The sequence below is a fragment of the Burkholderia sp. CCA53 genome, from assembly GCF_001685525.1.
GTDB classification, from domain to species: domain Bacteria; phylum Pseudomonadota; class Gammaproteobacteria; order Burkholderiales; family Burkholderiaceae; genus Burkholderia; species Burkholderia multivorans.
Map to the genome: position 1 here is coordinate 426,554 of NZ_BDDJ01000001.1, position 23,689 is coordinate 450,242.

Below are 23,689 nucleotides of genomic sequence, written 5' to 3' on the forward strand. Positions count from 1 at the left end.
CGTAACGCGGTGTAAGATTCAGCGCATCCACCCTCTGCCGCCCGCCCGATGTCCCCGAAAAATGCGCTGTTGCTGACCGTGCTCGCCGCCCTATGGGGCGCGTCGTTCCTGTTCATCCGGATCGGCGTCGCCGAATTCGGCGTCGCGCCGCTGATGGCGCTGCGCGTCGCGATCGGCGCGCTGTTCCTGACCGCGTTCGCGCTCACGCGCTTCCCCGCCGCCGATCTCGCCGCGCGGCTGCGTCGCCATGCTGGGCCGCTGTTCGTCGTCGGCGTGCTCAATTCCGGCGCGCCGTTCTGTCTGTTCGCGTTCGCCGAGCTGACGCTGTCGGCCGGCGTGACGTCGGTGATCAACGCGACGACGCCGCTGTGGGGCGCGCTCGTCGCCTATCTGTGGTTGAAGGACAAGCTGTCGTGGCTGCGCGCGCTCGGGCTCGTGATCGGCTTCGCCGGTGTGCTGACGCTCGTGTGGGATCAGGTCGCGACCGCGCACGGCGACGCCGGCGCCGGCACCACGGCACTCGCCGCGGCAGCCGCGCTCGGCGCGACGCTGCTCTACGGGATCGCCGCGAACTACACGAAACGCAAGCTCGGCGGCGTCGACCCGCTGATCAACGCGACCGGCAGCATGATCGGCTCGACCGTCCTGCTCGTGCCGTTCGCGATCGCGACGTGGCCGGCCGCGGCCGTCAGCGCGCACGCGTGGGGCGCCGTGCTCGCGCTCGGCATCGCGTGCACGGGCGTCGCGTATTTCATCTTCTTCTTTCTGATCTCGCATATCGGCCCCGCACGCGCGATCACCGTGACATTCGTGATCCCGGTGTTCGGGCTGCTGTGGGGCGCGCTGTTTCTCGGCGAACAGGTGTCGCTCGCGATGGTCGAAGGCTGCGCGATCGTGCTCGTCGGCACCGCGCTCGCGACCGGTGCGATCAAGCGCATTCCCGGCATCGGCCCGCGCGGCGGCGAAGCGGCCTGAGGGCCGGCCGGGCGCGGGCCGCGCGGCGCGTGTGGAGTTACCCTGATACGCGCGCCGCGCCATTCCCGGTACACTGCGAACACTCATCCGCAGAAGGCGGCCCCGATGTCCCACGTTCTCCCGCATCCGCGTTCGCGCGCGATCGCACCTGCGTGGCGGCGTGAAATCGCCCCTTCCGTTCGCGCCAGCGCGCTACCGACATGAAGTCCTCGCGCGACCTCTCGCTCGATTCCCTCCTCGATCGCCTGACGCCCACGCCCGGCGGCTGGGTCGCGACCTACCGCGGCACGACGCTGCGCAGCGCGTTCCAGCCCGTGCTGTCGATCACGCACAAGCGCGTGGTCGGCTACGAGGCACTGCTGCGCGTGGTCGACGCGAACGGCACGCTGATCTCGCCGACCGCGCTGTTCGACCGCACGCGCAACGACGCCGATTCGTTGCTGCTCGACCGGCTCGCGCGCTGCCTGCATACGGCCAACTTCGTCGCGCAAGGCATCGGCGACGGCTGGCTGTTCCTGAACGTAACGCCGCGCGTGCTCGATTCGGGCCTCGTGCAGCGCGAGTTCGTCGAAGCGCTGTGCCGCCACTTCTCGCTGTCGCCGAACCGCATCGTGCTCGAGGTCATCGAGCAGCCCGCGCGCGACGAAGCCGCACTCGCGCGCACGATCGACATGATCCAGCATCGCGACTTCCTGATCGCGATCGACGATTTCGGCACCGGGTTCTCGAACTTCGACCGCGTGTGGCGTGCGCGGCCCGACATCGTGAAGCTCGACCGCTCGCTCGTCGAGCGTTCGACATGGTCGCCCGACGATCGCCGGATCATGCATCATCTCGTGTCGATGTTGCATCAGGCCGGCGCGATGGTGCTCGCCGAAGGCGTCGAAAGCGACGACGCGCTGCAGGCGCTGATGGATGCCGACATCGACTTCGTGCAGGGCTTTCAGTTCGGTCAGCCCGACACGTCGATCGCGCACGCGAGTGCGGCCGTGCCCGCGATGCTCGATGCGGCGTGGCAGCGTTTCATCGCGCGCCGGCATGCGCCGCCGGCTCCTGCGCAGCCGGGCTTCGACGCGATCGAGCGGCTCGTGCTCGCGGGCGCTGCGGCGTTTGCCGCGAGCGGCGATCTGCACGATGCCGCGCAGCGCGTGTTCGCGGTGCCGGCCGCACGGCGCGTATTCGTCACCGACGAGATCGGCGAGCAGTTCCTGCCGTCGATCGGCGCTCCGGGCCCGGCCGGCACGACGCGGCTCGCGCCGCTGTTTCCGGAGACCCACAGCAACTGGTCGCGGCGGCCGTACTTCCAGCGCGCGATCGCGGCGCCCGGCCGCGTCGCGCTGATGGGACCGCACTTTTCGCTGACCGAAGGCCGCGACTGCTATACGGCGGCGGTGGCAACGCATGCGCGCGGGCAGCTCGTCGTGTTCTGCGTCGATTTCGTACTCGACAGCGCGGGCACGGTGATGCGTTAGCGCCGGATCGCGCGCGTTCGATGGCGCGATGGGCGCAGCGCGCTTGCGCCGCCGCTCAGTCGATGATCTTGCCGCGCCCCGACTTCACCGCGCTACGGCGCGCCTTGTGCTCGAGCCGACGCTCCTTCGACGCGCGGGTCGGCCGCGTCGCGATCCGCGCGCGCGGCGTGAACGCGACGCTGCGAATCAGCGCATCAAGCCGCGCAAGCGCGGCTTCGCGGTTCTTGTCCTGCGTCCGGTATTCCTGCGACTTGATCACCACGACGCCGTCGCGCGTGATCCGCTGGTCGGACAGCGCGAGCAGCCGCTCCTTCAGCACCGGCGGCAACGACGACGCGCGAATATCGAAGCGCAGATGAATCGCGCTCGACACCTTGTTCACGTTCTGCCCGCCCGCGCCTTGCGCGCGCACGGCCGTCCATTCGACGTCGGCCGGATCGAGCGTGTAGCGGATCATCATCGCGCCGCCTCCTCCGCGCGACGTCGCGCGAGCGCTTCGTCGACGCGTGCCGACAGGCCCGAATCGCGCTGCGTGCGGGCCGCGACTGCCTGCGCGAGCACGTGCCGCGAGCCGATCACCTGCACGCGCGCGCGCGCGCGTGTGACGGCGGTATAGACGAGTTCGCGCGTCAGCACGCGACCGAACGATGCCGGCAGCACCAGCGCGGCCTCGTCGAACTCGGAGCCCTGCGACTTGTGGACCGTCAGCGCAAACGCCGTCTCGTGCGGCGGCAGCGCGGCAGGCGACACCGCACGCGCGGTGTCGTCCGCGCGGCGGAACCACACGCGCAGCACGCCGTTCGCATCGGGCAGCGCAATTCCGATGTCGCCGTTGAAGAGGCCGAGCGCGTAGTCGTTGCGCGTGACCATGATCGGCCGCCCCGTGAACCAGTGCGCACCGACCGCGAGCGGCACGCGCGCGGCGCGCCGCACCTGCGCGGCGACGAGTGCGTTCACGTGTTCCGCGCCACGCGAGCCGTTGCGCGTCGCGCAGAGGATCCGGAACCGGTTGAGTGCGTCGAACAGCGGCAGCGGATCGGGCGTGGGCGCGGCCAGCGCCGTGCGCAGCGCGTCGAGATAGGCGTCGAACCGCCGCGCGAGCCGGTCGATCGTCGCCGCGGCGAGCATATCCCCTGCATCTTCGTAAAACGACGCGGCGGCTGCGTCGTCGGCGGGCAACGCATCGAGCGCGGCCTGCACGTCGCCGCGGCGGATCGCAAGCGACAGCCGGCCGATCGGCGAATCGAGCCCGAACCTGTAATTGCGTTCGAGCCAGACGACGCAGTCGGCGAGCGGCGCGGGCGGGGACGCGGCGGGCGACGGTGCAGTCGCTTCGATGCGTGCCGACGCCGCCGCTGCGGGCGTCGACGCGAGCGCCATCGCGTTCGCGTCGAGCGGCGGCAGCACGGCAGCATCGAGCCATGCGAGTTCCTCGCCTTCGATCCACGCGGGCGCGGCGTCGTGCGGCTCCGTGGCGTTGGTGGCGTCGGTGGACGATCGTGGCGAGGAGTCGCTGTCGGCCGCCCTGGCGCCATCGTCCTGCGGTTCGTCGTCGAACAGCGACGCTTGCCGCACATCGACCGTTCGCTTGCGTGTCGTTTTGCGCGCGGCAGCGGTAGGCGGCGGCGACGCCACGGGCGAAGCTGCCGACGTCGCTCCGTTCTCGCTCGCCCCATCGTCCGGCACCGGCAATGCCGCAACGAACGCCGCTTCGTCGATCCCCAGCGCCTGCGCGATGCGCGTGCGCGCGGCGGCGGTAAACGTCGGCCGTGCGCTCAATTCCGCGAACACCGCGCCCGCCTCGACCGCCGCAAGCTGATCCTTGTCGCCGAGCAGCACGAGCCGCGCGCCCGGCGCGAGCGCATCGAGCAGATGCGCGGCCAGCGCGACGTCGATCATCGACGCTTCGTCGACGACGATCAGGTCGTACGGCAGCGGGTTGTCGCGATGATGGCGAAAGCCCGACGCACCGCCGCCGCCGAGCAGCCGGTGCAGCGTGTACGACGTGTCGGGCAGCCGCGCTGCCAGCTCGGGCGGCAGGTCGCCGGCACGCGCGTGCAGCGCTTCCTGCATGCGCTGCGCGGCCTTGCCGGTCGGCGCGGCGAGCGCAACGCGCAGCGCCGGATGCGCGTCGAGCAGACAGGCCAGCACGCCGACGACGGTCGTCGTCTTCCCGGTGCCGGGGCCGCCACTGACGATCGTCACGCGGCCCGTCAGCGCGACGATCGCCGCGACACGCTGCCAGTCGACTTCGCCGGTCGCCGGACCGAAATAGCGCGTCAGGTTCTCGCGCAGGCGCTCGGGCGACAGCGCATCGTCCGCGCGCGCGACGCCGGCCTGCGCGACGAGCGCATCGGCAAGACGCCGTTCGTAGTCGAAATAGCGCGACAGATACAGGTGATCGTGCCGGTCGACGAGCAGCGGCCGCTCGTCGCCGCGCACGAGCGTGCCGAACGCGACGACGCCGCTTGCCGCGAGCGCCGCGCGCACGTCGCCGAGCGTCGCCTCGTAGCGCTGCGCGAGCGCACCGAGCGACACGCAGACGTGACCGGCCGCGGTCGCGCGGCTCGTCGCGAAGGCCGCGCGTGCGGCCCAGCGCGCGGCCTCGGCCGGTGCGCCCGCGCGCCGCGCGAGATCGCCGATCCGGCGCGCGAAGCCCTCCGCGAGCGCGATACCGAAGTCCGCCGGCTCGGGCAGCCGCGCGACGAGGCCGCCGGTGAATTCGAGCGTATCGTCGGACACGTTCATGCCGCCCCCCCTTCCATCATCCGGTCGAGCGCGTCGACGAGCTCGCGCGCCGGGCGCCGCGCATGCACGCCGGCCGGTGCGCCGCCGCTGCGCCAATCGGGCCGCACGCCGCGCACGAACAGGTACAGATACCCGGCGATGTGCCGATCGTAGTCGTAGCCGGCAAGCCGCGTGCGCAGATAGCGATGCAGCGCGACCGTATAGAGCAGCGCCTGCAGGTGATAAGCGTGATCGGCCATCGCGGCGTCGAGCGCCTGCGGGCCGTATGCATCGGGCGTCGTGCCGAGATGGTTCGACTTCCAGTCGACGATCCAGAAGCGGCCGTCATGCTCGACGATCATGTCGATGAAACCCTTGATGAAACCGGCGAGCGTGCCCGCGTCCAGCGCGACGTCCGGATAGCCGTGCGTGACGAGCAGCCGGCGCAGCGCGCCGAGATCGAGCGACGGCGCGGGAAACAGGAAGCCCATTTCGTTCAGCCGCTTCGACGGATCGAGATCGGCGAGCCGCAGCCCGGGGACGAGCTCGGTATGCACGACGTCGTCGACGAGCCGCACCATCATCGCCGGCAGCCGCTCGGCAAGCGCGGGCTCGGCTTCGACGGGACGATCGTGCAACGCGCCGAGCGCAGCGGCGGGCCACGATGCGGGCTCCGCGAAACGGCTCAACTCGAACAGCCGGTGCAGGCACTCGCCGGCCGCCGCGCCGCGCGGAAAGACGAGAATATCGTCGTCGGGCGGTTCCGGCGCGACGGTCGCCGCCGCACCGATGTCGGCGCCCGGCACGAGCGCCGCGAGCGCGTCGTGGTCCGGCCGTAATTCGTCGTCCGGCACCGGTGCGACACCGGCCTCCTCGCGCGCGATCGACGCAGTCAACGAGCTGAAGCTCGCCATCCGCCACGCATCGCGCAGCACGCGCGTCGCGTGACGCGCGGCGAGCGTCTGCGACGCATCGTGGCCGGCCGGCAGCCGCTCGCGGCGTGCGGGCGCCGGCAGCGGCGCGACGCTGACCGGGCCGCCCGCGAGCGCGCGCCATGCGGCATCGAGTTCGGCATCGTCCGGCGGCTCGTCGAGCCACGCATCGAACGACCGGCCCGCGCCGGCGACGAGCCAGTTCAGCACGCTGCGCCGCGCCTCGCGCGTCGAGCGCGACGAGAGGTAAGGCCCGGCGACCAGATAGCAGCGATAGACCGCGCGCGTGAGCGCCACGTACACGAGCCGCGCGCGTTCCGCGGCCTGCTCGCGCAATGCCTGGCGCGCCGCGTGCGCGGCGGCCTCGTCGTCGCAGCCGTAATGCAGCACCGCGTCGCCCGCTTCGTCGTGATACTCGCGCGCATCGGGCAGCGCCGATGCGGGCGGCTCGCGCAAGCCGCCGTCGTTCAGGAACGGACAGAACACGATCGCGTATTCGAGCCCCTTCGATTTGTGTACGGTCACGATCTGCACGAGATTGCGGTCCGATTCGAGCCGCAATTGCGCTTCCTCGCCGCCGCCGTCGAGCCGCTGCGCGGCAAGCCAGCGCAGCGTCGGCGCGATGCCCGGCTGCGCGGACGCACGCGCCTGCGTCAGTTCGGCCAGATGATTGATGTCGGTCACGCGGCGCTCGCCGTCCGCGCCGGCCATCAGGCGCTCGGCGATCCGCAGTTCGCGCGCGAACGTGCGCCACATCACCGCGAAACCGCGTTCGCGCCACAGCAGCCGATAGCGGGAAAACCGCTCGACCCAACTCATCGCGTCGGCCGTATCGGCTGCGCCCGTATCGTGTTGCGCATCGGCGTCGCCCTGCTCCATGCGCCACAGCGCGCCCGCGTCGAGGCCGAACCAGTCGGACGCGAGCGCCGCGCGCAGGCGCCGCAGATCGCCGGGCGCATCGATCGCCGCGAGTACACGCTCGAGCTGCTCCGCATCGATCGTCGAGAATACCGACGCCTGCGCCAGTTCGACGCTGCCGATGCCCCACGCGGCGAGCACGCGCTTCACGAGGCTGCCCTGACGGTGCGTCTGCACGAGCACCGCGATGTCGCCCGGCGACAGCGGCGTCTCGCCGAGCCGGACATGGCCCTCGCGCGCGCCGCGCATCAGCCGCGCGATCTCGGCCGCGCATGCCTGTGCGGCCTGTGCGTGCGCATCGCGCTTGAGCAGCGTGCCGTCGCCGCCCGGCAGCATCCAGATCCGGAAGTCGCCGGACGGCGCCGGATCGGTCTCGTCCGCGAACGGCGCACGCGTGCGCGTGCCCGCGCGCACCGGGTAGTAGTCGAGCCCGTCCAGCACGAAGGCGCGCGGATTCGACTGGAAAAAGCGGTTGCATGCCTCGACGATCGCCGGCGTCGAACGCTGATTGACCGCAAGCGTGTAGCACGCGCTCGCACGCGCGCGCGCGGCGAGATAGGTATGCAGATCGGCTGCGCGAAAGCTGTAGATCGCCTGCTTCGGATCGCCGACGAGAAAGAGCGGGCCTGCCGGCGCGAAGATCCGGTCGAAGATCGCGAACTGCAAGGGATCGGTGTCCTGGAACTCGTCGATCAGCGCGGCCGGATAGCGCGCGCGCAGCGTGTCGGCGAGCCACGGATGCGCATGCAGTGCGTGATACAGGTTCGCAAGCAGATCGTCGAACGACACGACGCGCCGCGTCCGCTTGCGCTCGGCGAGCTCGGCCGGCGCCGTGTCGAGCCATTCGGCGATCAGCGCGAGCCAGCGAGCGCGCTGCGCGGCGTCGGCGGCTGCGACGGCCGCTTCGAGCGCGTCGGCGACGTCGAAGAACGGATGCTCGGGCGTCGCGCCGCCCTTTTTCGTCGCCTTCTCGAGTGCGGTGCGCGTGAGCTTCAGCGCGGCCTTCGGCAACGCGGCGGCCGCATCGCGCTGCGCGAAATGCGCACCCCATGCGGCGAACGCCTCGGCGATCGCGTCGGGCTTGTGCGAGCGCTGGTTCAGCGCCGGCTGCGCGGCACGCAGCAGTGCGTCGATCGCGTCGCGCTCGGCTTCCCAGAGACGCGCCGCTTCCGCGAAGCATTCTGCCGCCGCGGCGTCGGCCGAGTCGTCGGGCTCGGCGACGCCGTCCCAGCGCAGCGCGGCGAGCGGCTTCTTCAAGCGGCGCGCGAGTTGCGCATCGAGCGCGGCCGGCCCCGCGCCCGACTGCACGAGCCAGGCGGCGAAACCGGGCCAGCGCGCCGCCGTCGGTTCGACGCGCGTGCGCCAGAAATCGGCTGCGAGCTCGAAGCGCAGCGACGCGTCGTCCGCTTCCATCTCGAACGCGAACGGCATCGCGGCCGCGAACGGCGCTTCCTGCAACGCCCGCTGGCAGAACGCGTGGATCGTGTGGATCGCCGCCTGGTCGAACGCGCGCAGCGCGCGGCGAATACGCTTGGCCGCCGTCGCGGTATCGAGCGGACCGCCCGCGGCGAGCGTCGTCTCGAACAGCTTCGCGACGAACGGATCGCCGCCGTCGTCGCCCGTGTCGAGCGCATGCGCGAGCTGCGCAAGCCGGCCGCGAATCCGCTCGTGCAGCTCGGCGGTCGCCGCCTTCGTAAACGTGACGACGAGGATCTGGTCGGCGCCGAGATCCTGCTCGAGCAGCAGCCGCACGTACAGCGCGCAGATGTTCCATGTCTTGCCGGTGCCGGCAGATGCCTCGATCTGGTTCACGCCGTCGAGCGGACACGCGAACACGTCGAGTTCGAGCGCCGGCTGCGATGGCGAAGCGGCGCTCATGCGACCTCCTTCAAATGTTCGACGAGCGGCTCGAACACGAGCCGCGCCAGCGTGCCGAACGGCTCGTCGAGCGACGGCTGCGCGCCGCGCCAGGCGATCGCGATGGCCGGATCGTCGGCCTCGCTCGCGACGCGCTCGTTGATCCACACGCTCGCGGCCTTCGCTTCGCCGTCGGTCACGCGCGCCCAGGCGCTGCGCGGGAAAAAACGCAGCGGCATCCGGCGGCCTGCGCGAAACAGCGCGGCCAGCGGCGCCAGCCGATCGAGCGGCGCGGCGACCGGCGCCAGCTCGAATGCACCGCCGCTGCCGAACCACAGCGTACGACGCGGCCCGTCGGGTTCGACGGCGCAATAGACGAGATGTGCCAGCCACGCGGACAGATAGTCGCGCGCGCTCGGCTTTGCATAGCGATAGATGATCTGTCCGGCTTGCGTCAGCCGGTTCAGCGTGCCCTGCAGCTCGAACGGCGCGCGCGTCGCGTCGCGCGCGAGCGCCTCGCTGTCGGCGCCGAACAGCGCGTGCTCGGCCTGCGGCCACGCGGGCGCGAACGCCAGCGAGAACGGGCGCCGCTCGATGCCGTCGGCAAGCGCGCGGCGCACGCTCGAGGCGAGCTGCGCGAGCGAGCCGAGCGCCTGGTCGCGCCACACGGCGCCGGTCGCGCCGCCCGGCAGTTCGGGGCTCGCGTCCGCGATACGCAGCGCATGATCGTGCGCGGCCGCTTCGTCCGATTCGATCAGCAGCGGCAGCACGCGCTCCGCGAGCGCGTCGCTGCCCGCGAAGTCGAGCGCGAACGGTTCGGTGTCGAGCAGCTCGGCCTGCGCATCGGCGAGCACGATGCCGAGCCGCGCACGCAGCAGCGCGCGCGCCGGATGACGCCAGAAGCGCTCGAATTCGCCGAACGGCACCGGCTCCGCCGGCTCGGCCGGCAGCGGCTGCGCGAAGAACGGCTGCTCGCGCGGCCCGTCGCGCGACGCGTCGCCCGCGAGCAGCGAGGCCAGCGCCGCGCGCTCGGCATCGTACGACGCCATCGTGCTGTCGGGCCGGAAATAGGCAGCCGCGAACGGTTGCAGCGGATGCTCGACGATGAACGCGCGGCGCGCGGCGTCGACCGCCTCCGGCGCCGCGTTCGGGCCCGCCGTGACGAGCGCGAGGTGATCGAGCAATTCGTCGACGAGCGCCGCGGGCGGCAATGGCGCGTTGTCGCGAATGCTGCGCCCCGTGTATGCGATCAGCAGCCGGTCGCGTGCGGCGAGCAGCAGGTCGAGGAACAGATTGCGCTCGTCGTCGCGGCGCTGACGGTCGCCGAGCTTCGGCAGCACGGCCATCAGGTCGAACTCGTCGGCGCGCGCGAGGCTCGGCAGCACGCCGTCGTCCATGCCGAGCAGACAGACGATCCGATACGGCAGGCCGCGCAGGCTCGTCAGCGACGAGAACGTGACGCCGCCCCACGGCACGCCGCCGCGCGCCGGATCGTCGAGCGCCGCCGCGAGCCCCGCGCGCACGACGGCCGCGGGCAGCGCTTCGTCGGCCGCGCCTTCGGTCATCGCGGCGAGCATCGCGTCGAGCGCGTCGCGCACGCCGGCAAGCGCGTCCGCATACGCGGCGCCGGAATCGAAGAAGCGCGCGAGCGTGTCGGCGAACAGTTCGCTCCAGCCGCGCGGCGTATGCGCGTCGGCGAGCCGCCGCGCGAAACCGTCGAGATCGTCGGTGAAACGCGCGAGCCGGCCGAGCAGTTCCGCTTCGCTGCCGGTTGCCGCTTCGATCGGCAGCCACGCGCCGACCGGCGCTGCGCCGTCCGGCATCGCGTAACCGAGAAAGAGGCGCGCCAGCGCATCGGAGAACGTGTGGCGCGGCGTCGGCACGGCCGCGTCGTCATGCGCGATCGGCGCGAGCCCGCGCCGCGCGCCGGCAGCCGCGAGCCAGGTCTGCACCGTTTCGAGCGCGCTCGCGTCGATCCCGTAGCGCGCGGCCACCGCATCGACGCGCAGCCATTCGACGAGCTCGGGCGCGCCGACCTGACGTTCGGGCAGCGCGAGCCAGTCGAGCAGCACGCGCGCGACCGGGTTCGCCTGCGACGGCGGCAGCCCGGTGATCCGATACGGGATGCGTGCGCCGCCGGGGCCGGCGGTGCCGAACACCGCGTCGATCAGCGGCCCGGCCGCCGCGAGATCGGCCACCGCGACCAGCACGTCGGACGGCTGCAGGCTCGAATCGGCGTCAAACCAGCCGAGCAGACGGTCGTGCAGCACCTCGAGCTGACGCGCGAGGCTGTGGCACACGTGCACCTCGATCCCGCGTTCGGCAGGCGGCTCGCCGAGCGCGGCTTCCGGCTGCAGATCGAGGATCGCGTTCTGTACGCGCGCGAGCCAGGTCGGCGCGGGATTCTCGACGAACCGCGACGCATCGCCGAGCGCCGCGCTTTCGGTCAGCTCGTGCAGCATGTGCAGTTGCGCCTGCGTCTGCCTGCCCCATTCGGCAAGCAGCGGATGGCCGACTTCCTGATAGTCGAGCCGGCCGGCCGCATCGAGCGCTTCCGCATGCGCGGCCGTCACGATGTCGAACCAGAATTCGCGGCACGGATTCAGCGCGTACACGCGCACGTCGATCCAGCGCGACAGCTCGCGCAGCAGCGCGATGTGCAGCGGCGGCATCGTCGGCAGCGCAAACACGCTGACCGATTCGGGCCAGTCGATTCGTGAGATCGCGTCGGCATCGATCTGCCGCGCGTCGACGAGAAAACGATGCGCAGGCGGCGTGCCGCTGTCGCTCAGCTCCGCGAGCAGCGCGCGCCACAGCGCAGCCTGCCAGCGCTCGTCGTCGCGTGCGGCCTCGCCGATCGCGCGCGGCGCGCCGTCGGCCGCGAGCACCGATTCGCCGGCCTGCCAGGCGGCAAGCCATTCGGGACGATAGGTCAGGTAATGGTCGAACACGGTGGCGACGCGATGCGCGAGCTCGTAGCGCATCGCGTCGTCCGACGCGCCGAGATACGCGGCCAGCCGCGGCGACGCAAGCCACGGCGCATGCTCGGGCGCCTGCGCGAACAACCGGTAGCAGCGCCACACGAGCCGGTCGGGCGCGAACGGCGAACGCGCGGGCACGTCGAGCACGCGGCCGATCTGCGTCCACAGCCATTGCGCGAGATACGTAAACTCGACATTCGCGCACACGCCGTGACGCGCGGCGATGTCGAGCTCGAGACGGCGACGCAGCGCGGCGCTCGGCACGATGATCTGCTGCGGCGCCCACGGGCCGTTGCGGGCCGGGAACGCGGCGAGATCGTCGAGCAGCGCGTCGGCCAGCGTTTCGTGGCGATTCGAATAGAAGAGCTGGAGCATGAAAGGACGTTGGAGCGTCGGGCCGGGCAAGCCCGGCGAACGGGTTCCCCAAGGATAGCAAAAGGCCCGTCGCGGCGAGCATCGGCCGGACGGCCAGGTTTTGCGGCGCGCGAAATACGATAGACTCGTCGCCAGTCAATACGCCGCCCCGGGCGTCTTCGTCAGCCATTCAGCCCATCGATGCGCTATTCGGTCGAAATCAGAAAGTTTCTTTACAGCCAGTACTTTTTCGGCGGCCTGCGGATCGCAGTCGGCGTATCGTTGCCGGCCGTGCTGTGTCTGATCGTGTTTCACAACCGCGAGCTCGGCTTCACGATCTCGACGGGCGCGCTCGGCGCGTGCGTCGTCGACATGCCGGGCCCGCTGAAGTACAAGCACAACGAAATGCTCGCGTGCAGCGTGATCGGCGGGCTCGCGGCGCTCGCGACGGGGCTCGCGACGCCGAACATCTTCGCGCTGTGGCTGACGATCGTGCCGCTCACGTTCGCGCTGTCGCTGATCGTCGTCTACGGCAACCGCTGGCCGCAGATCAGTTTCGCGACGCTGTTCATGATGGTGATGACGCTCGAAGAAAAGCTCACGCCGCTGCAGGCGTTCGTGAATGCCGGATGGATTCTCGCGGGCGGCCTCTGGTACACGTACTGGGCGACGCTCGTCTCGCAGTGGCAGGCGCGCCGCATCGAGCAGCAGGCGCTGGCCGAGAGCCTGTTCGCATGCGCGGACTACCTGCTCGCGCGCGCGCAGTTCTACGATCTCGACGCCGATCTCGACGAGTGCTACCGGAACCTCGTCGCCAAGCAGATCACTGCGGTCGAAACGCAGGAAACCGCACGCGACATCGTGCTGCGCAATCTGCCGAAGCTGCGGCGCGGCAAGCTCGATCCGGGCCGCACGACGATGTTCAACCTGTTCATCAACAGCGTCGACCTGCACGAGCTGTTCGTCGGCGCGCATACCGACTACCCGCTGATGCGCAACACGTTCGGCGGATCGGACCTGATCATCTTCTACCGCGACCTGATCCGCAAGGCGGCCGCCGATCTCGAGCAGATCGGCCTCGCGGTGCTCGAGAACCGCGCGCCGCACGCGCGCATCAGCGTGAAGGCCGAGCTGCGCGCGATCGAATACGAGATCGAGCTGATGCGCAAGAAGCAGTTCCCGGCGACCCACGCGGAAGCGTACGCGGCCGTGCTCGCGACGTTCCGGCGCATCTGGAGCGGGACGCGGCTGATCGACCGCATGCGCCGCAACCTGTCCGGCCATGCCGATCCGCAGCAGACGGAGCTGAAGATCGACAAGGCGCTTACGCGCTTCCTGCAGCGCCGCCGAATGTCGCCGCTGCTGATCTTCTCGAACCTGAACATGCGCTCGCCGAGCTTTCGCCACGCGCTGCGCGTGACGATCGCGGTGGCGGTCGGGTTCTGGCTCGGCCGCCTGCTGCCGCTCACGAACGCGTACTGGATCGTGATGACGAGCATCATCATCCTGAAGCCCGGCTACTCGCTGACCAAGCAGCGCAACGCACAGCGGATCATCGGCACGCTGATCGGCTGCGCGGCGAGCCTCGCGCTCATCTACACGGTCAAGGACTCGCGTCTGCTGATCGCGATGATGTTCGGCTCGATGGTGATGAGCTACAGCCTGCTGCTGTTCAATTACGCGGCGAGCGTCGTGTTCACGTCGTCCTACGTGCTGCTGATGTTCCACCTGCTCGCACCGGGCAACATGCGCATCATCGGCGAGCGCGCCATCGATACCGTCGTCGGCTGCATGATCGCGATCGCCGCAAGCCGGCTGTTCCCGTACTGGGAATACCGGCTGATGGGCAAGCTCGTCGCCGACATGCTGACGGCGACGCGCAAGTATTTCGAAGCCGTGTGGCGCGCGGGGCGCGGCGCGTCACCGCCGGCCGTGCCTGTCGCCGACGGCGCCGCGGTCGTGCCCGGCGTGGCTGCGGCGATCGAGGCGCCGTCCACGAGCCTCGACGACGACTATCGCTATCGGCTCGCGCGCAAGGACGTGCATATCGCGTTCGCGAATCTCGGGCAGGCCTTCCAGCGGATGATGATCGAGCCGAAGGCGCACCAGCGCTTCGTGCCCGAGCTGAACGACCTGCTCGTGCAGACGCATGTGCTCGGCGCACAGATCACGGCCGCCGCGCCGCTGATCCGCGCCGCGTGCGCGGCCGACGGCAGCATCCCGCAGGACGACGCGTTGCAGCGCGGTCTCGCCGCCGTGCTCGAGAACCTGAAGAAGGCCGAAGCCGGCGAGCCGCCGCCGGCCGACCAGCTTGAAGCGACGAAGCAGATCACGCGCGACCTCGATGCGATGGTCGTGTCCGCCGAGCAATCCGACGCGGTCGATGCCGATCTGACCTACGACCTCAAGGTGCTCGCGCATCAGTGCAAGCAGATGCTCGCGTCGTCGCTGCTGATCCGCAAGGATGCGAGCGTGATCCGGCTGCCTGCATGATCCGTGCGGCCGCGGCCGGCCGCGCGTCGTTTACCGCTTACCGCTCATCGGCTGCCGGCGCGGCGTGCTGCCGGGCGAGTCCTGGCACCGGCGCGTCCTCTGCCAACGTGTCCTTCCGCACACGCCTCGCGCTGCCGCACGTGCCGCACCGCCGTCTACGCACCGACCACACCGTTCGCGCACATCCCCTGACCGGTTCGCCGCGCCGCACCGGTCAGGGAATACCCGATTCCGGTTGTCGGTCCGCGCTTGTTATCATTCGTTCACATTCAAGTTGTATATACAACTCGATCCGGCGAGCCATCGCGCCCGCTCGGTCGGACAACGATTTCGGAGACTCGATGAAGAATCTGCAGCGCCACCTGAGCGCGCGGCACATCCGCTTTCTCGCGCTGGGCTCGGCGATCGGCACCGGTCTGTTCTACGGCTCGGCGTCCGCGATCCAGCTCGCGGGCCCGGCCGTGATCCTGGCGTACATCCTCGGCGGCGCGGCCGTCTACATGGTGATGCGCGCGCTCGGCGAGATGGCCGTGCGCGACCCGGTCGCCGGATCGTTCGGCCACTACGCGACCGAGAATCTCGGGCCGTTTGCAGGCTTCGTCACCGGCTGGACCTACACGCTCGAAATGGTGATCGTCGCGATCGCCGACATCACCGCGTTCGGCATCTACATGGGCTTCTGGTTTCCCGGCGTCCCGCAGTGGATCTGGGTGCTCGGCGTCGTGGCCGTGATCTGCGGGCTGAACCTCTGCCACGTGAAGGTATTCGGCGAACTCGAATTCTGGCTGTCGATCGTCAAGGTCGGTGCCATCGTCGCCATGATCGGCGGCGGCGTCGCGATCCTGATCGCCGGCATGCATTTCGGTCATTCGGCCGACGCGCCGAGCTTCGCAAATCTGTGGAACCACGGCGGCTTCCTGCCGAACGGCATCGGCGGCTTGATCGCGTCGTTGTCGGTCGTGATCTTTGCGTACGGCGGCATCGAGGTGATCGGCATGAGCGCCGGCGAGGCCAAGGATCCGGAGCGCGTGATCCCGCGCGCGATCAACGCGGTGCCCGCGCGGATCCTGCTGTTCTACGTGCTGACGATGGTCGTACTGATGTCGATCAGCCCGTGGACCGGCGTCGGGGCCGAAGGCAGCCCGTTCGTACAGATCTTCTCGACGCTGGGCGTGAAGTTGGCCGCGACGATCCTCAACCTCGTCGTAATCAGCGCGGCGATTTCCGCGATCAACAGCGACATCTTCGGCGCCGGCCGGATGATGTTCGGCATGGCGCGGCAAGGCCAGGCGCCGCGCGTGCTGATGACGACGTCGCGGCACGGCGTGCCGTGGGTCACGGTGCTCGTGATGGCCGGTGCCCTGCTGATCGGCGTGCTGCTGAACTACCTGATGCCGAAGGACGTGTTTCTGATGGTGGCCGCGATCGCGACGTTCGCGACCGTATGGGTCTGGCTCATGATCCTGCTGTCGCAGGTCGCGATGCGCCGTCGCCTGCCGGCCGCGGAAGTCGCGGCGCTGAAGTTCAAGGTGCCGCTGTGGCCGGTCGCGCCCGCACTGACGATCGCCTTCATGGCCTTCGTGATCGTGATGCTCGGCTGGTTCGACGAGACGCGCGTGGCGCTCTACGTCGGCGCGATCTGGCTCGCGTTGCTCGCGGCCGTGTTCTACGTGCGGATTCGTCCGCGTTTCGCAGCCGCGTCACGTTGACGCACCTCTGATACCGCCACGCGGCGCGCCGGTTCCGGGGCCCCGCCCGCGCGGTGCCGCATCGCCCGAGCGGCGTTGTGGCACCGCCGCTTCTCTTCCTTCGTCCACGAGCGGCGCGCAGCGAACGCGCGCCGCCGTGTCAGTGCGACGCCGCGCTCGCGGCCTCGGCCGGATGCGCGTCGTCGTACGCGCGCTTCTGCGAGATCGCGTTGTACAGGATCGTCCCGATCACGAGCAGCACGGCCACGATGATCAGGATGCTCACGTTGCGGACAGGGTTCTTCTTGCGCTGATCGTTCATGGTCGCTGCGGCTCCGTCGAATTCGTCGAAGCGCGCATTCTACGCGCTTGGGCGCGGCGTGCAGCGCCGCCCGTTCACCGTATCGCACCCGCCGTTCTCCCTACCCGTCGCCGCCTTGCCGAAAGCTTTCATTTGATAATCATTCCCATTTCGATCTAGAATCCGAAGTCTTTCATTTTGTAATGTTTCGGGCGATCGAGCGGCACGCGCGTCCGGAACGTCCACCGTCCCTCTGCCGCTTCGGAGTCTTCATGTCGAATCCGCGTTTCCGCCTGCTGCCGCTCGTCGGCGCCCTCGCCTTCGCCGCGACCGCGTTCGCGCCGCTTGCCCATGCGGCCGATGAAGTGAGCCTGTACACCACCCGCGAGCCGAAGCTGATCCAGCCGCTCCTCGACGCGTTCACGAAGCAGAGCGGCGTCAAGGTGAACACCGTGTTCGTGAAGGACGGGCTGCTCGAACGCGTGAAGGCCGAAGGTGCACAATCGCCGGCCGACGTGCTGATGACGGTCGACATCGGCAATCTGCTCGATCTCGTCGACGGCGGCCTCACGCAGCCGATCCGCTCGAAGGCGCTCGACGAGGCGGTCCCGGCCAACCTGCGGGGCGCGCAGGGCGACTGGTACGCGCTGTCGCTGCGCGACCGCGTGCTGTACGTCGAGAAGGATCTGAAAGTCGACGCGTTCCGCTACGAGGATCTCGCCGATCCGAAATGGAAAGGCAAAGTCTGCATCCGCTCGGGCCAGCATCCGTACAACACCGCACTCGTCGCCGCGATGATTGCGCACGACGGCGAGGCGGCCACCGAAAAATGGCTGCGCGGCGTGAAGGCGAATCTCGCGCGCAAGGCGACGGGCGGCGATCGCGACGTCGCGCGCGACATCCTCGGCGGCATCTGCGACGTCGGTCTCGCGAACGCCTATTACGTCGGCCACATGAAGAACGCCGAACCGGGCACCGATGCGCGCAAATGGGGCGATGCGATCAAGGTCGTGCGGCCGACGTTCGCGAATGCGAAGAGCGGCGGCACGCACGTCAACATCAGCGGCGCGACGGTCGCGAAGCATGCGCCGAACAAGGCCAACGCGGTCAAGCTGCTCGAATACCTGGTATCGCCGCAAGCGCAGGCGCTCTATGCGCAGGCGAACTACGAATACCCGGTGCGCGCGAACGTGACGCTCGATCCGGTGATCGCGAGCTTCGGTCAGCTGAAGGTCGATCCGCTGCCGCTGACCGAAATCGCGAAGCACCGCAAGCAGGCAAGCCAGCTCGTCGACAAGGTCGGCTTTGACAACTGATCGGAGCTTCGTCGCGGCCCGCGGCCGGTCGCGACGGCCGCCTTTTCTGCTGCGCGCGCGCGGCGTGTGGACGTTCGCTGCGCTCGCGATCGCGGCGGCGGTTGCCGCGCCGCTCGCGGCGCTCGTCGCGGCTGCGTTCGACGCCGATCTCGCGCACTGGCGGCATCTCGCCGCATTCGTGCTGCCGCAGGCGCTTGCCAATACGCTGTTGCTGCTTGCCGGCGTCGGCACGATCGTGTCGATCGTCGGCACCGGCTGCGCGTGGCTCGTCACCGCCTACGACTTCCCCGGCCGCCGCACGCTCACGTGGGCGCTGCTGCTGCCGCTCGCGGTACCCACCTACATCGTCGCGTTCGCGTATCTCGATCTGCTGCATCCGATCGGCCCCGTGCAGAGCGCGGTCCGCTGGCTGCTCGGCTTCGACAGCCCGCGACAGTTCCGGCTGCCCGACCTGCGCTCGCTGCCGGGCGCCGTGTTCGTGCTCGGCTTCGTGCTGTATCCGTACGTGTATCTGAGCACGCGCGCGATGTTCGTCACGCAGTCGGCGAGCCTCCTCGAAGCGGCGCGCACGCTCGGCGCGGGTCGCGTCGCGACGTTCTGGCGCGTCGTCATGCCGCTTGCGCGGCCCGCGATCGCGGTCGGCGTGAGCCTCGCGCTGCTGGAGACGCTGAACGACATCGGCGCATCCGAATTCCTCGGCGTGCAGACGCTCACCGTGTCCGTCTATACGACCTGGATCACACGCTCGGATCTCGCGGGCGCTGCGCAAATCGCGCTCGCGATGCTCGCCGTCGTCGTCGCGATGATCGCGCTCGAACGCTACGGACGCCGTCGCCAGCGCTATGCGCACGGCCGCAGGATGCGGCCGCTCGCGCCGCGCCGGCTCACGGGCGCGGCCGGCTGCACGGCGGCCGTGCTCGGCTGGCTGCCGGTGCTGCTCGGTTTCGGCGCGCCGGCCGCCTATCTCGCGGTCGAGACGGCCAAGCGGCTGCATCAGGTCGGCGGCGTCTCCGCGCAGTTGCTCGACGGGCTCGCGAACACGCTGACGATCGCGGCCGCCGCGACCGTCGCGACGCTCGCATGCGGATTGATCGTCGCGTGGGCCGCGCGCGCGCAGCGCGACAGCATGCGCGCAGGCGTCGCGCGCCTCGGCGCGCGGATCGCGAGCCTCGGCTATGCGGTGCCCGGCACCGTGCTCGCGATCGGTCTGCTCACGCCGCTCGGCGCCGTCGATCGGCTGTTCGGCACGATGCTCGGCCGCGACGGACTGTGGCTGATCGGCTCGGCGGCGGCGCTCGTCATCGCCTATACGGTGCGCTTTCTCGCGATCGCGGCCGGCAACGTCGAAGCGGGCCTTGCGCGCATTCCGCCGTCGCTCGAACAAGCCGCGCGCTCGCTCGGCGAGACGGCGGCCGGCGCGCTGCGGCGCGTGCATCTGCCGCTGCTGCGGCCCGCCCTCACGACGAGCGCGCTGCTGGTATTCGTCGACGCGATGAAGGAACTGCCGGCCACATTGCTGCTGCGTCCGCTGAACTTCGACACGCTCGCGACCTGGCTCTATGCCGAAGCCGCGCGCGGCACCTACGAGGAAGGCGCGGTCGCCGCGCTCGCGATCGTGCTGGCCGGGCTCGTGCCCGTGATCCTGCTCGCACGCACCCGTCACAAGATCGGAGCCTGACACTGTGAATCTGCTCGAACTCGACACGCTGTCCATCGAATACGACACGCCGCAGGGCCGCCGCACGGTGGTCGACGGGCTCAGCCTCGCGCTGCCGCGCGGCGAGATCGGCTGCCTGCTCGGCGCATCGGGGTGCGGAAAGACGACCGTGCTGCGCGCGATCGCGGGGTTCGAACCGCTGCGCGCGGGGCGCATCGTGCTCGACGGCGCGAGCGTCGCGACGCCGTCGTTCGACGTGCCGCCCGAGCGGCGGCGCATCGGGATGATGTTCCAGGACTATGCGTTGTTTCCGCATCTGAGCGCGGCCGACAACGTCGCGTTCGGGCTGCGGCGCCTGCCCAAGCAGGCACGGCGCGCACGCGTGGCCGACATGCTCGCACTCGTCGGTCTCGCCGACTCGGGCAATGCGTATCCGCACGAACTGTCGGGCGGTCAGCAGCAGCGCGTCGCGCTTGCCCGCGCGCTCGCGCCGTCGCCGGAACTGCTGCTGCTCGACGAGCCGTTTTCGAATCTCGATGTCGATACGCGCGAACGGCTCGCGTTCGAGCTGCGCGACATCCTGAAGCGGACGGGCCACACCGCAATCCTGGTCACGCACAACCAGGCCGAAGCGTTCGCGATCGCGGACCGGATCGGCGTGATGCACGACGGCCGGCTCGCGCAGTGGGATACGCCGTACGCGCTGCATCATCATCCGGCCAGCGCGTTCGTCGCGGAATTCATCCGGCGCGACGCGCTCGCCGACGCACGCGCCCACGCGCTCGCACGCGGCCGATAACGCATGGCGGCGCGCCGTACGGCGGACGATACGGCGGGCGATACGCGCCGACGCTAGGCAGGCTCCGCGAGATCGCGCACCGGCAGCGCGGTCGAATACTTGATCTGCTCCATCGCGAACGACGAGCTCACGTCGAAGAGCGGCACCGTGCGGATCAATTGTTTGTAGACGCGATCGTAATCGTCGATGCCGGCCACGACGACGCGCAGCAGATAGTCGGTCTCGCCGCTCATCCGATACACCTCGACCACCTCCGGCATGTCGCGCACCGCCTGCGTGAAACGCTGCGCCCACTCCTCGGTGTGCTGGTTCGTGCGGATCGCGACGAACACGGTTGTGCCGACACCAAGCTTGCGCGGATCGCAGAGCGCGACCTGCGCGCGGATCGCGCCCGTTTCCTTCAGCCGCTGCACGCGCTTCCAGCACGGCGTCTGCGACAGATTCACGCGTTGCGCGAGTTCTGCAATCGGCAACGTCGCGTCGGTCTGCAACAGTTCCAGCAGCTTGCGGTCGATTGCATCCATTTCTCGAGTCCCCTGCGGATAGAAATTTATTCTATGCATCGTCTATGACGGGGAACGATATGCAATCCGGTCGGCCGCGTCGACCGGGATAAACACCGATCGGACGAATACGCGCGCGTATCCGCGCGATCGGCGCGGCCTCGATGCCGCGAACCGGCGCCGGCGGCCGCACGCCGCCGGCCGGCGCACCGCTCAGTACGCGACCGTCGCGATCTCGCGCACGAACCGGCGCTGCTCGAGCGCATCGACGAACGCGACCGCGTAGTCTTCGGCAGAAATCCGGCTGTCGCCGTTCGCGTCGACGATCAGCTTGCCGGTGCCGGTGCGGAACGTACCGGTGCGCTCGCCCGGCGCGATCAGCGCGGCCGGCGCGAAGAACGTCCAGTCGAGATCGTCGACGGTCTTCAGGTAATCGAGCGCGTCTCGGTGCGCGAGCGCGACGGCCTTGTACTCGGCCGGAAACCCTTCGGTGTCGACGAGCTGCTTGCCGGGTGCGACCTCGAGCGAACCGGCGCCGCCGACGACGACCACGCGTTTGAGCCCGGCGCGACGAGCGCCCTCGACCAGCGCCTTCACGGCCGCGACGACGTTCGCCGCATCGTCCTGCTTCGGACCGTACGCGCTGGCCACGACGTCGTGGCCCGGCAGCGCGGCCGCGACGCTTGCCGGATCGAACAGGTCGGCCGCTTTCGCGGTGATGCCGTCGCCGGCCGCGCCCGGACGGCGCGACAGCGCGGTCACGCGATGCCCGCGTCGCGCCGCTTCGGCCGCGATGCGCGAGCCGATCATGCCCGTTGCGCCGAACAGCGCGATATTCAAAGACGGTTGCGTCATGTCGATTCTCCCAAATAAATGTAACGTAATTGATTACATATAAGACCGCAAAAAACGGGGCGACCGCCCCGCACCTGCCGACGCCGACTGCCTGCGTCGTGTATTGCCGCTGCCCTACTCGCCCGCGCCGGCCGCACGCGGGCCGCGCCGTTCGGCGTCGAGCACGTCGACCGTCACGTCGGCCAGCGTGCGCGATGCGAGCGACGCTTCCATCGCACGCTGCGCGTCGCCGATATAGCCGGTCAGCACGCCCTGGATATGCCGCCCGACGAGACACGCGGGATTCGGCGCCTCGCGGTGCAGCGCGAACAGTTGCGCATCGTCGACTGCGCGATAGACGTCGAGCAGCGTGATCTCGCCCGGCTCGCGCGCGAGCAGCGCGCCGCCGCCCGCGCCGAGCTGAGACGTGGTGAGCCCCGCCGCCGCGAGCATCGACAGCAGCCGGCGGATCAGCGCCGGATTCGTGTTCACGCTGCCCGCGATGATGTCGGACGACAGCGGCACGCCTTCCTGCATCGACAGCAAGGCGAGCACGTGAACGGCAAACGCGAAGCGGCTGCTGGTATTCATTCCACACTCACTCGACGCCGTCGCGCAACGCGGCGGCTCAATATGTAACCATGATAATTACAATTTATGGATTCTGCAAGCGGCGCGTCACGGATTGCTGGCCGGCTTGGCGCCCGCCGCATTCTGCTGACTCCACTGCTGAAGCTTCTTGCCGGCCTCCGCGAGCTTCGCGCCCGCTTCGGATGCCGCATGCGCGACGACCGCGGACGCCGCCGCGTCGATCTGCGCCTGCGCGGCGGACGCCAGCCCGCTCGCCGACAACGGCGGCACGGCCGACGCGGCCGACGCGATACCGGCCTTCGCCGCATCGATCTGCTGGCTGACGGTGCTCGCGACCTGATCGAGTGCCTGCGCCGCGTGGCTGGCTGCATCGGCGGCCGCGCTCGCGGCCGTATCGGGTTGCGTGGCCGGCGCGCCCGATTTCTCGCAGCCCGCAAGCGCGAACACCGCAGCGGCCGCGACGGCCGTCAACACCGCGCCGCGCATCGGGCGCATCGGCAAAGTCTTCATCTTCATCGGCGATCTGTAGCCGCATCGCGCGGCCTGCATGGTTGAAACGACGTCGATGATACCGCCTGTGCGCAGGCATCAGCCGGCGCCGGATTAAAAACGGCTTTCAATTTCAGACTCATCCGATTTAATTGCGCATGCGCGGCAATTAAAGTGTGCGTCGTCGAATCGTCTACTCGCCCGTCACGCTCATGAATTTCCTCGTCAACTGGCTGATCGCGCTCGCCGCGCTGCTCGCCGCCGCGCTGTTTCTGTGCCTGCGACCGTCGCGGGCGCATGGCGCCGCGGGCGCCGGCCGCGCCCGGCGGTTCGCGTGTGCGCGTTTGCTCGCCCAGGCGGTGACCGGCTTCTGGGCGTCCGCGCTGATGGTCGCGCGGGCGCTGCTCGGTGGCGCGTCGGTCGGCGCATCGCCGGCCGGTTTTGCGGCGCTCGCATTCGGCGCACTCGGGCTCGCGACGCTCGCCGGCTATTGGTCGGCGTGCGCGTGGCGGCTGCGGGGGCCGCGCCGGCTGTTCGCCGGCCGCTGACGCACAGGCCGGCCGCACACCGCTTTAGCCGCCCCGCAGCGGCGCATCCCGCGCGCACCACGACGCGTCGCTTCGCACCACATCGCCGCCGTCGCGCACCAGATACGAGCCCGTCGCACCATGTACGTGCAACGCGCGCCGCATGCGAATACGTTGGCGGCGCCCCCGCGACGCACGCGCGCGCCGCATCATACGGCGCTTCGCACCAATGCCACGCATGCGCTCCCCAAGTTGGCTCGATACTTGCATTCGTT

17 protein-coding genes are annotated in these 23,689 nt (G+C 69.8%); 8 read left to right on the forward strand and 9 right to left on the reverse strand.

The features are described 5' to 3' along the window. The first annotated feature begins 48 nt into the window (after nucleotides 1–48). Nucleotides 49–975: a DMT family transporter gene (locus BCR55_RS01960; RefSeq protein WP_006407525.1), complete on the forward strand. Its 927-nt coding sequence runs from the start codon at nucleotides 49–51 to the stop codon at nucleotides 973–975. Nucleotides 976–1,175: 200 nt separating this feature from the next. Next, entirely contained in the window at nucleotides 1,176–2,447 is a 1,272-nt protein-coding gene (locus tag BCR55_RS01965; RefSeq protein ID WP_059937963.1) for an EAL domain-containing protein, read from the forward strand. Between the two features lie 55 nt (nucleotides 2,448–2,502). Here the strand turns inward: BCR55_RS01965 and arfB are convergent, their stop codons facing one another. The 4 genes from arfB to recC are packed head-to-tail and all read right to left on the reverse strand — an operon-like array spanning nucleotide 2,503 to nucleotide 12,237. After that, the gene (gene arfB / locus BCR55_RS01970; RefSeq protein WP_065494098.1) at nucleotides 2,503–2,907 is read right to left on the reverse strand and encodes an alternative ribosome rescue aminoacyl-tRNA hydrolase ArfB; all 405 of its coding nucleotides are present in this window, start codon (nucleotides 2,905–2,907) and stop codon (nucleotides 2,503–2,505) included. Continuing rightward, nucleotides 2,904–5,195, reverse strand: coding sequence for an AAA family ATPase (locus tag BCR55_RS01975; protein WP_065494099.1), 2,292 nt, complete (start codon nucleotides 5,193–5,195; stop codon nucleotides 2,904–2,906). The genes arfB and BCR55_RS01975 overlap by 4 nt, the downstream gene beginning before the upstream one ends. After that, on the reverse strand, nucleotides 5,192–8,902 hold the full coding sequence (gene recB, locus BCR55_RS01980; RefSeq protein WP_065494100.1) for an exodeoxyribonuclease V subunit beta: 3,711 nt from the start codon (nucleotides 8,900–8,902) through the stop codon (nucleotides 5,192–5,194). Before recB ends, BCR55_RS01975 begins: the two co-directional genes overlap by 4 nt. Continuing rightward, the gene (gene recC, locus BCR55_RS01985; protein ID WP_065494101.1) at nucleotides 8,899–12,237 is read right to left on the reverse strand and encodes an exodeoxyribonuclease V subunit gamma; all 3,339 of its coding nucleotides are present in this window, start codon (nucleotides 12,235–12,237) and stop codon (nucleotides 8,899–8,901) included. The genes recB and recC overlap by 4 nt, the downstream gene beginning before the upstream one ends. Nucleotides 12,238–12,417: 180 nt before the next feature. On the opposite strand from recC, the gene BCR55_RS01990 reads away from it, so the two are divergent. Then, nucleotides 12,418–14,709, forward strand: a complete 2,292-nt coding sequence (locus BCR55_RS01990) for an FUSC family membrane protein (protein ID WP_006407529.1) — start codon at nucleotides 12,418–12,420, stop codon at nucleotides 14,707–14,709. 341 nt (nucleotides 14,710–15,050) lie between these two features. Beyond that, nucleotides 15,051–16,418 carry an amino acid permease gene (locus tag BCR55_RS01995; RefSeq protein ID WP_065494102.1) on the forward strand — a complete coding sequence of 456 codons (1,368 nt, stop codon included), beginning with the start codon at nucleotides 15,051–15,053 and terminating at the stop codon, nucleotides 16,416–16,418. A gap of 139 nt (nucleotides 16,419–16,557) precedes the next feature. Here BCR55_RS01995 and BCR55_RS32160 read toward each other — a convergent pair whose 3' ends face one another. Further along, nucleotides 16,558–16,719: a hypothetical protein gene (locus tag BCR55_RS32160; RefSeq protein WP_006401175.1), complete on the reverse strand. Its 162-nt coding sequence runs from the start codon at nucleotides 16,717–16,719 to the stop codon at nucleotides 16,558–16,560. 251 nt (nucleotides 16,720–16,970) lie between these two features. On the opposite strand from BCR55_RS32160, the gene BCR55_RS02000 reads away from it, so the two are divergent. From BCR55_RS02000 to BCR55_RS02010, 3 genes are read left to right on the forward strand one after another with little or no spacing between them, the layout of a single operon-like run. After that, on the forward strand, nucleotides 16,971–18,014 hold the full coding sequence (locus BCR55_RS02000) for a Fe(3+) ABC transporter substrate-binding protein (protein ID WP_065494894.1): 1,044 nt from the start codon (nucleotides 16,971–16,973) through the stop codon (nucleotides 18,012–18,014). Then, nucleotides 18,004–19,692 carry an iron ABC transporter permease gene (locus BCR55_RS02005; protein ID WP_006401177.1) on the forward strand — a complete coding sequence of 563 codons (1,689 nt, stop codon included), beginning with the start codon at nucleotides 18,004–18,006 and terminating at the stop codon, nucleotides 19,690–19,692. The genes BCR55_RS02000 and BCR55_RS02005 overlap by 11 nt, the downstream gene beginning before the upstream one ends. 4 nt (nucleotides 19,693–19,696) lie before the next feature. Then, entirely contained in the window at nucleotides 19,697–20,470 is a 774-nt protein-coding gene (locus BCR55_RS02010) for an ABC transporter ATP-binding protein (protein ID WP_006401178.1), read from the forward strand. Between the two features lie 53 nt (nucleotides 20,471–20,523). On the opposite strand, the gene BCR55_RS02015 is transcribed toward BCR55_RS02010, so the two are convergent. The 4 genes from BCR55_RS02015 to BCR55_RS02030 form a co-directional block, all read right to left on the reverse strand. Then, nucleotides 20,524–20,994 (reverse strand): Lrp/AsnC family transcriptional regulator, encoded by a 471-nt coding sequence (locus tag BCR55_RS02015; protein WP_006401179.1) that lies wholly within the window; start codon nucleotides 20,992–20,994, stop codon nucleotides 20,524–20,526. A gap of 192 nt (nucleotides 20,995–21,186) precedes the next feature. Beyond that, nucleotides 21,187–21,828 carry an NAD(P)-dependent oxidoreductase gene (locus BCR55_RS02020; RefSeq protein ID WP_035947363.1) on the reverse strand — a complete coding sequence of 214 codons (642 nt, stop codon included), beginning with the start codon at nucleotides 21,826–21,828 and terminating at the stop codon, nucleotides 21,187–21,189. A gap of 114 nt (nucleotides 21,829–21,942) precedes the next feature. Continuing rightward, nucleotides 21,943–22,398 carry an Rrf2 family transcriptional regulator gene (locus tag BCR55_RS02025; RefSeq protein ID WP_006401181.1) on the reverse strand — a complete coding sequence of 152 codons (456 nt, stop codon included), beginning with the start codon at nucleotides 22,396–22,398 and terminating at the stop codon, nucleotides 21,943–21,945. 87 nt (nucleotides 22,399–22,485) lie between these two features. Then, nucleotides 22,486–22,914 (reverse strand): hypothetical protein, encoded by a 429-nt coding sequence (locus tag BCR55_RS02030; RefSeq protein ID WP_035489364.1) that lies wholly within the window; start codon nucleotides 22,912–22,914, stop codon nucleotides 22,486–22,488. A 185-nt stretch (nucleotides 22,915–23,099) separates the two neighbouring features. Between BCR55_RS02030 and BCR55_RS02035 the strand changes: the two genes are divergently transcribed. Then, on the forward strand, nucleotides 23,100–23,435 hold the full coding sequence (locus tag BCR55_RS02035; protein WP_035489337.1) for a hypothetical protein: 336 nt from the start codon (nucleotides 23,100–23,102) through the stop codon (nucleotides 23,433–23,435). Nucleotides 23,436–23,689: the final 254 nt, after the last annotated feature.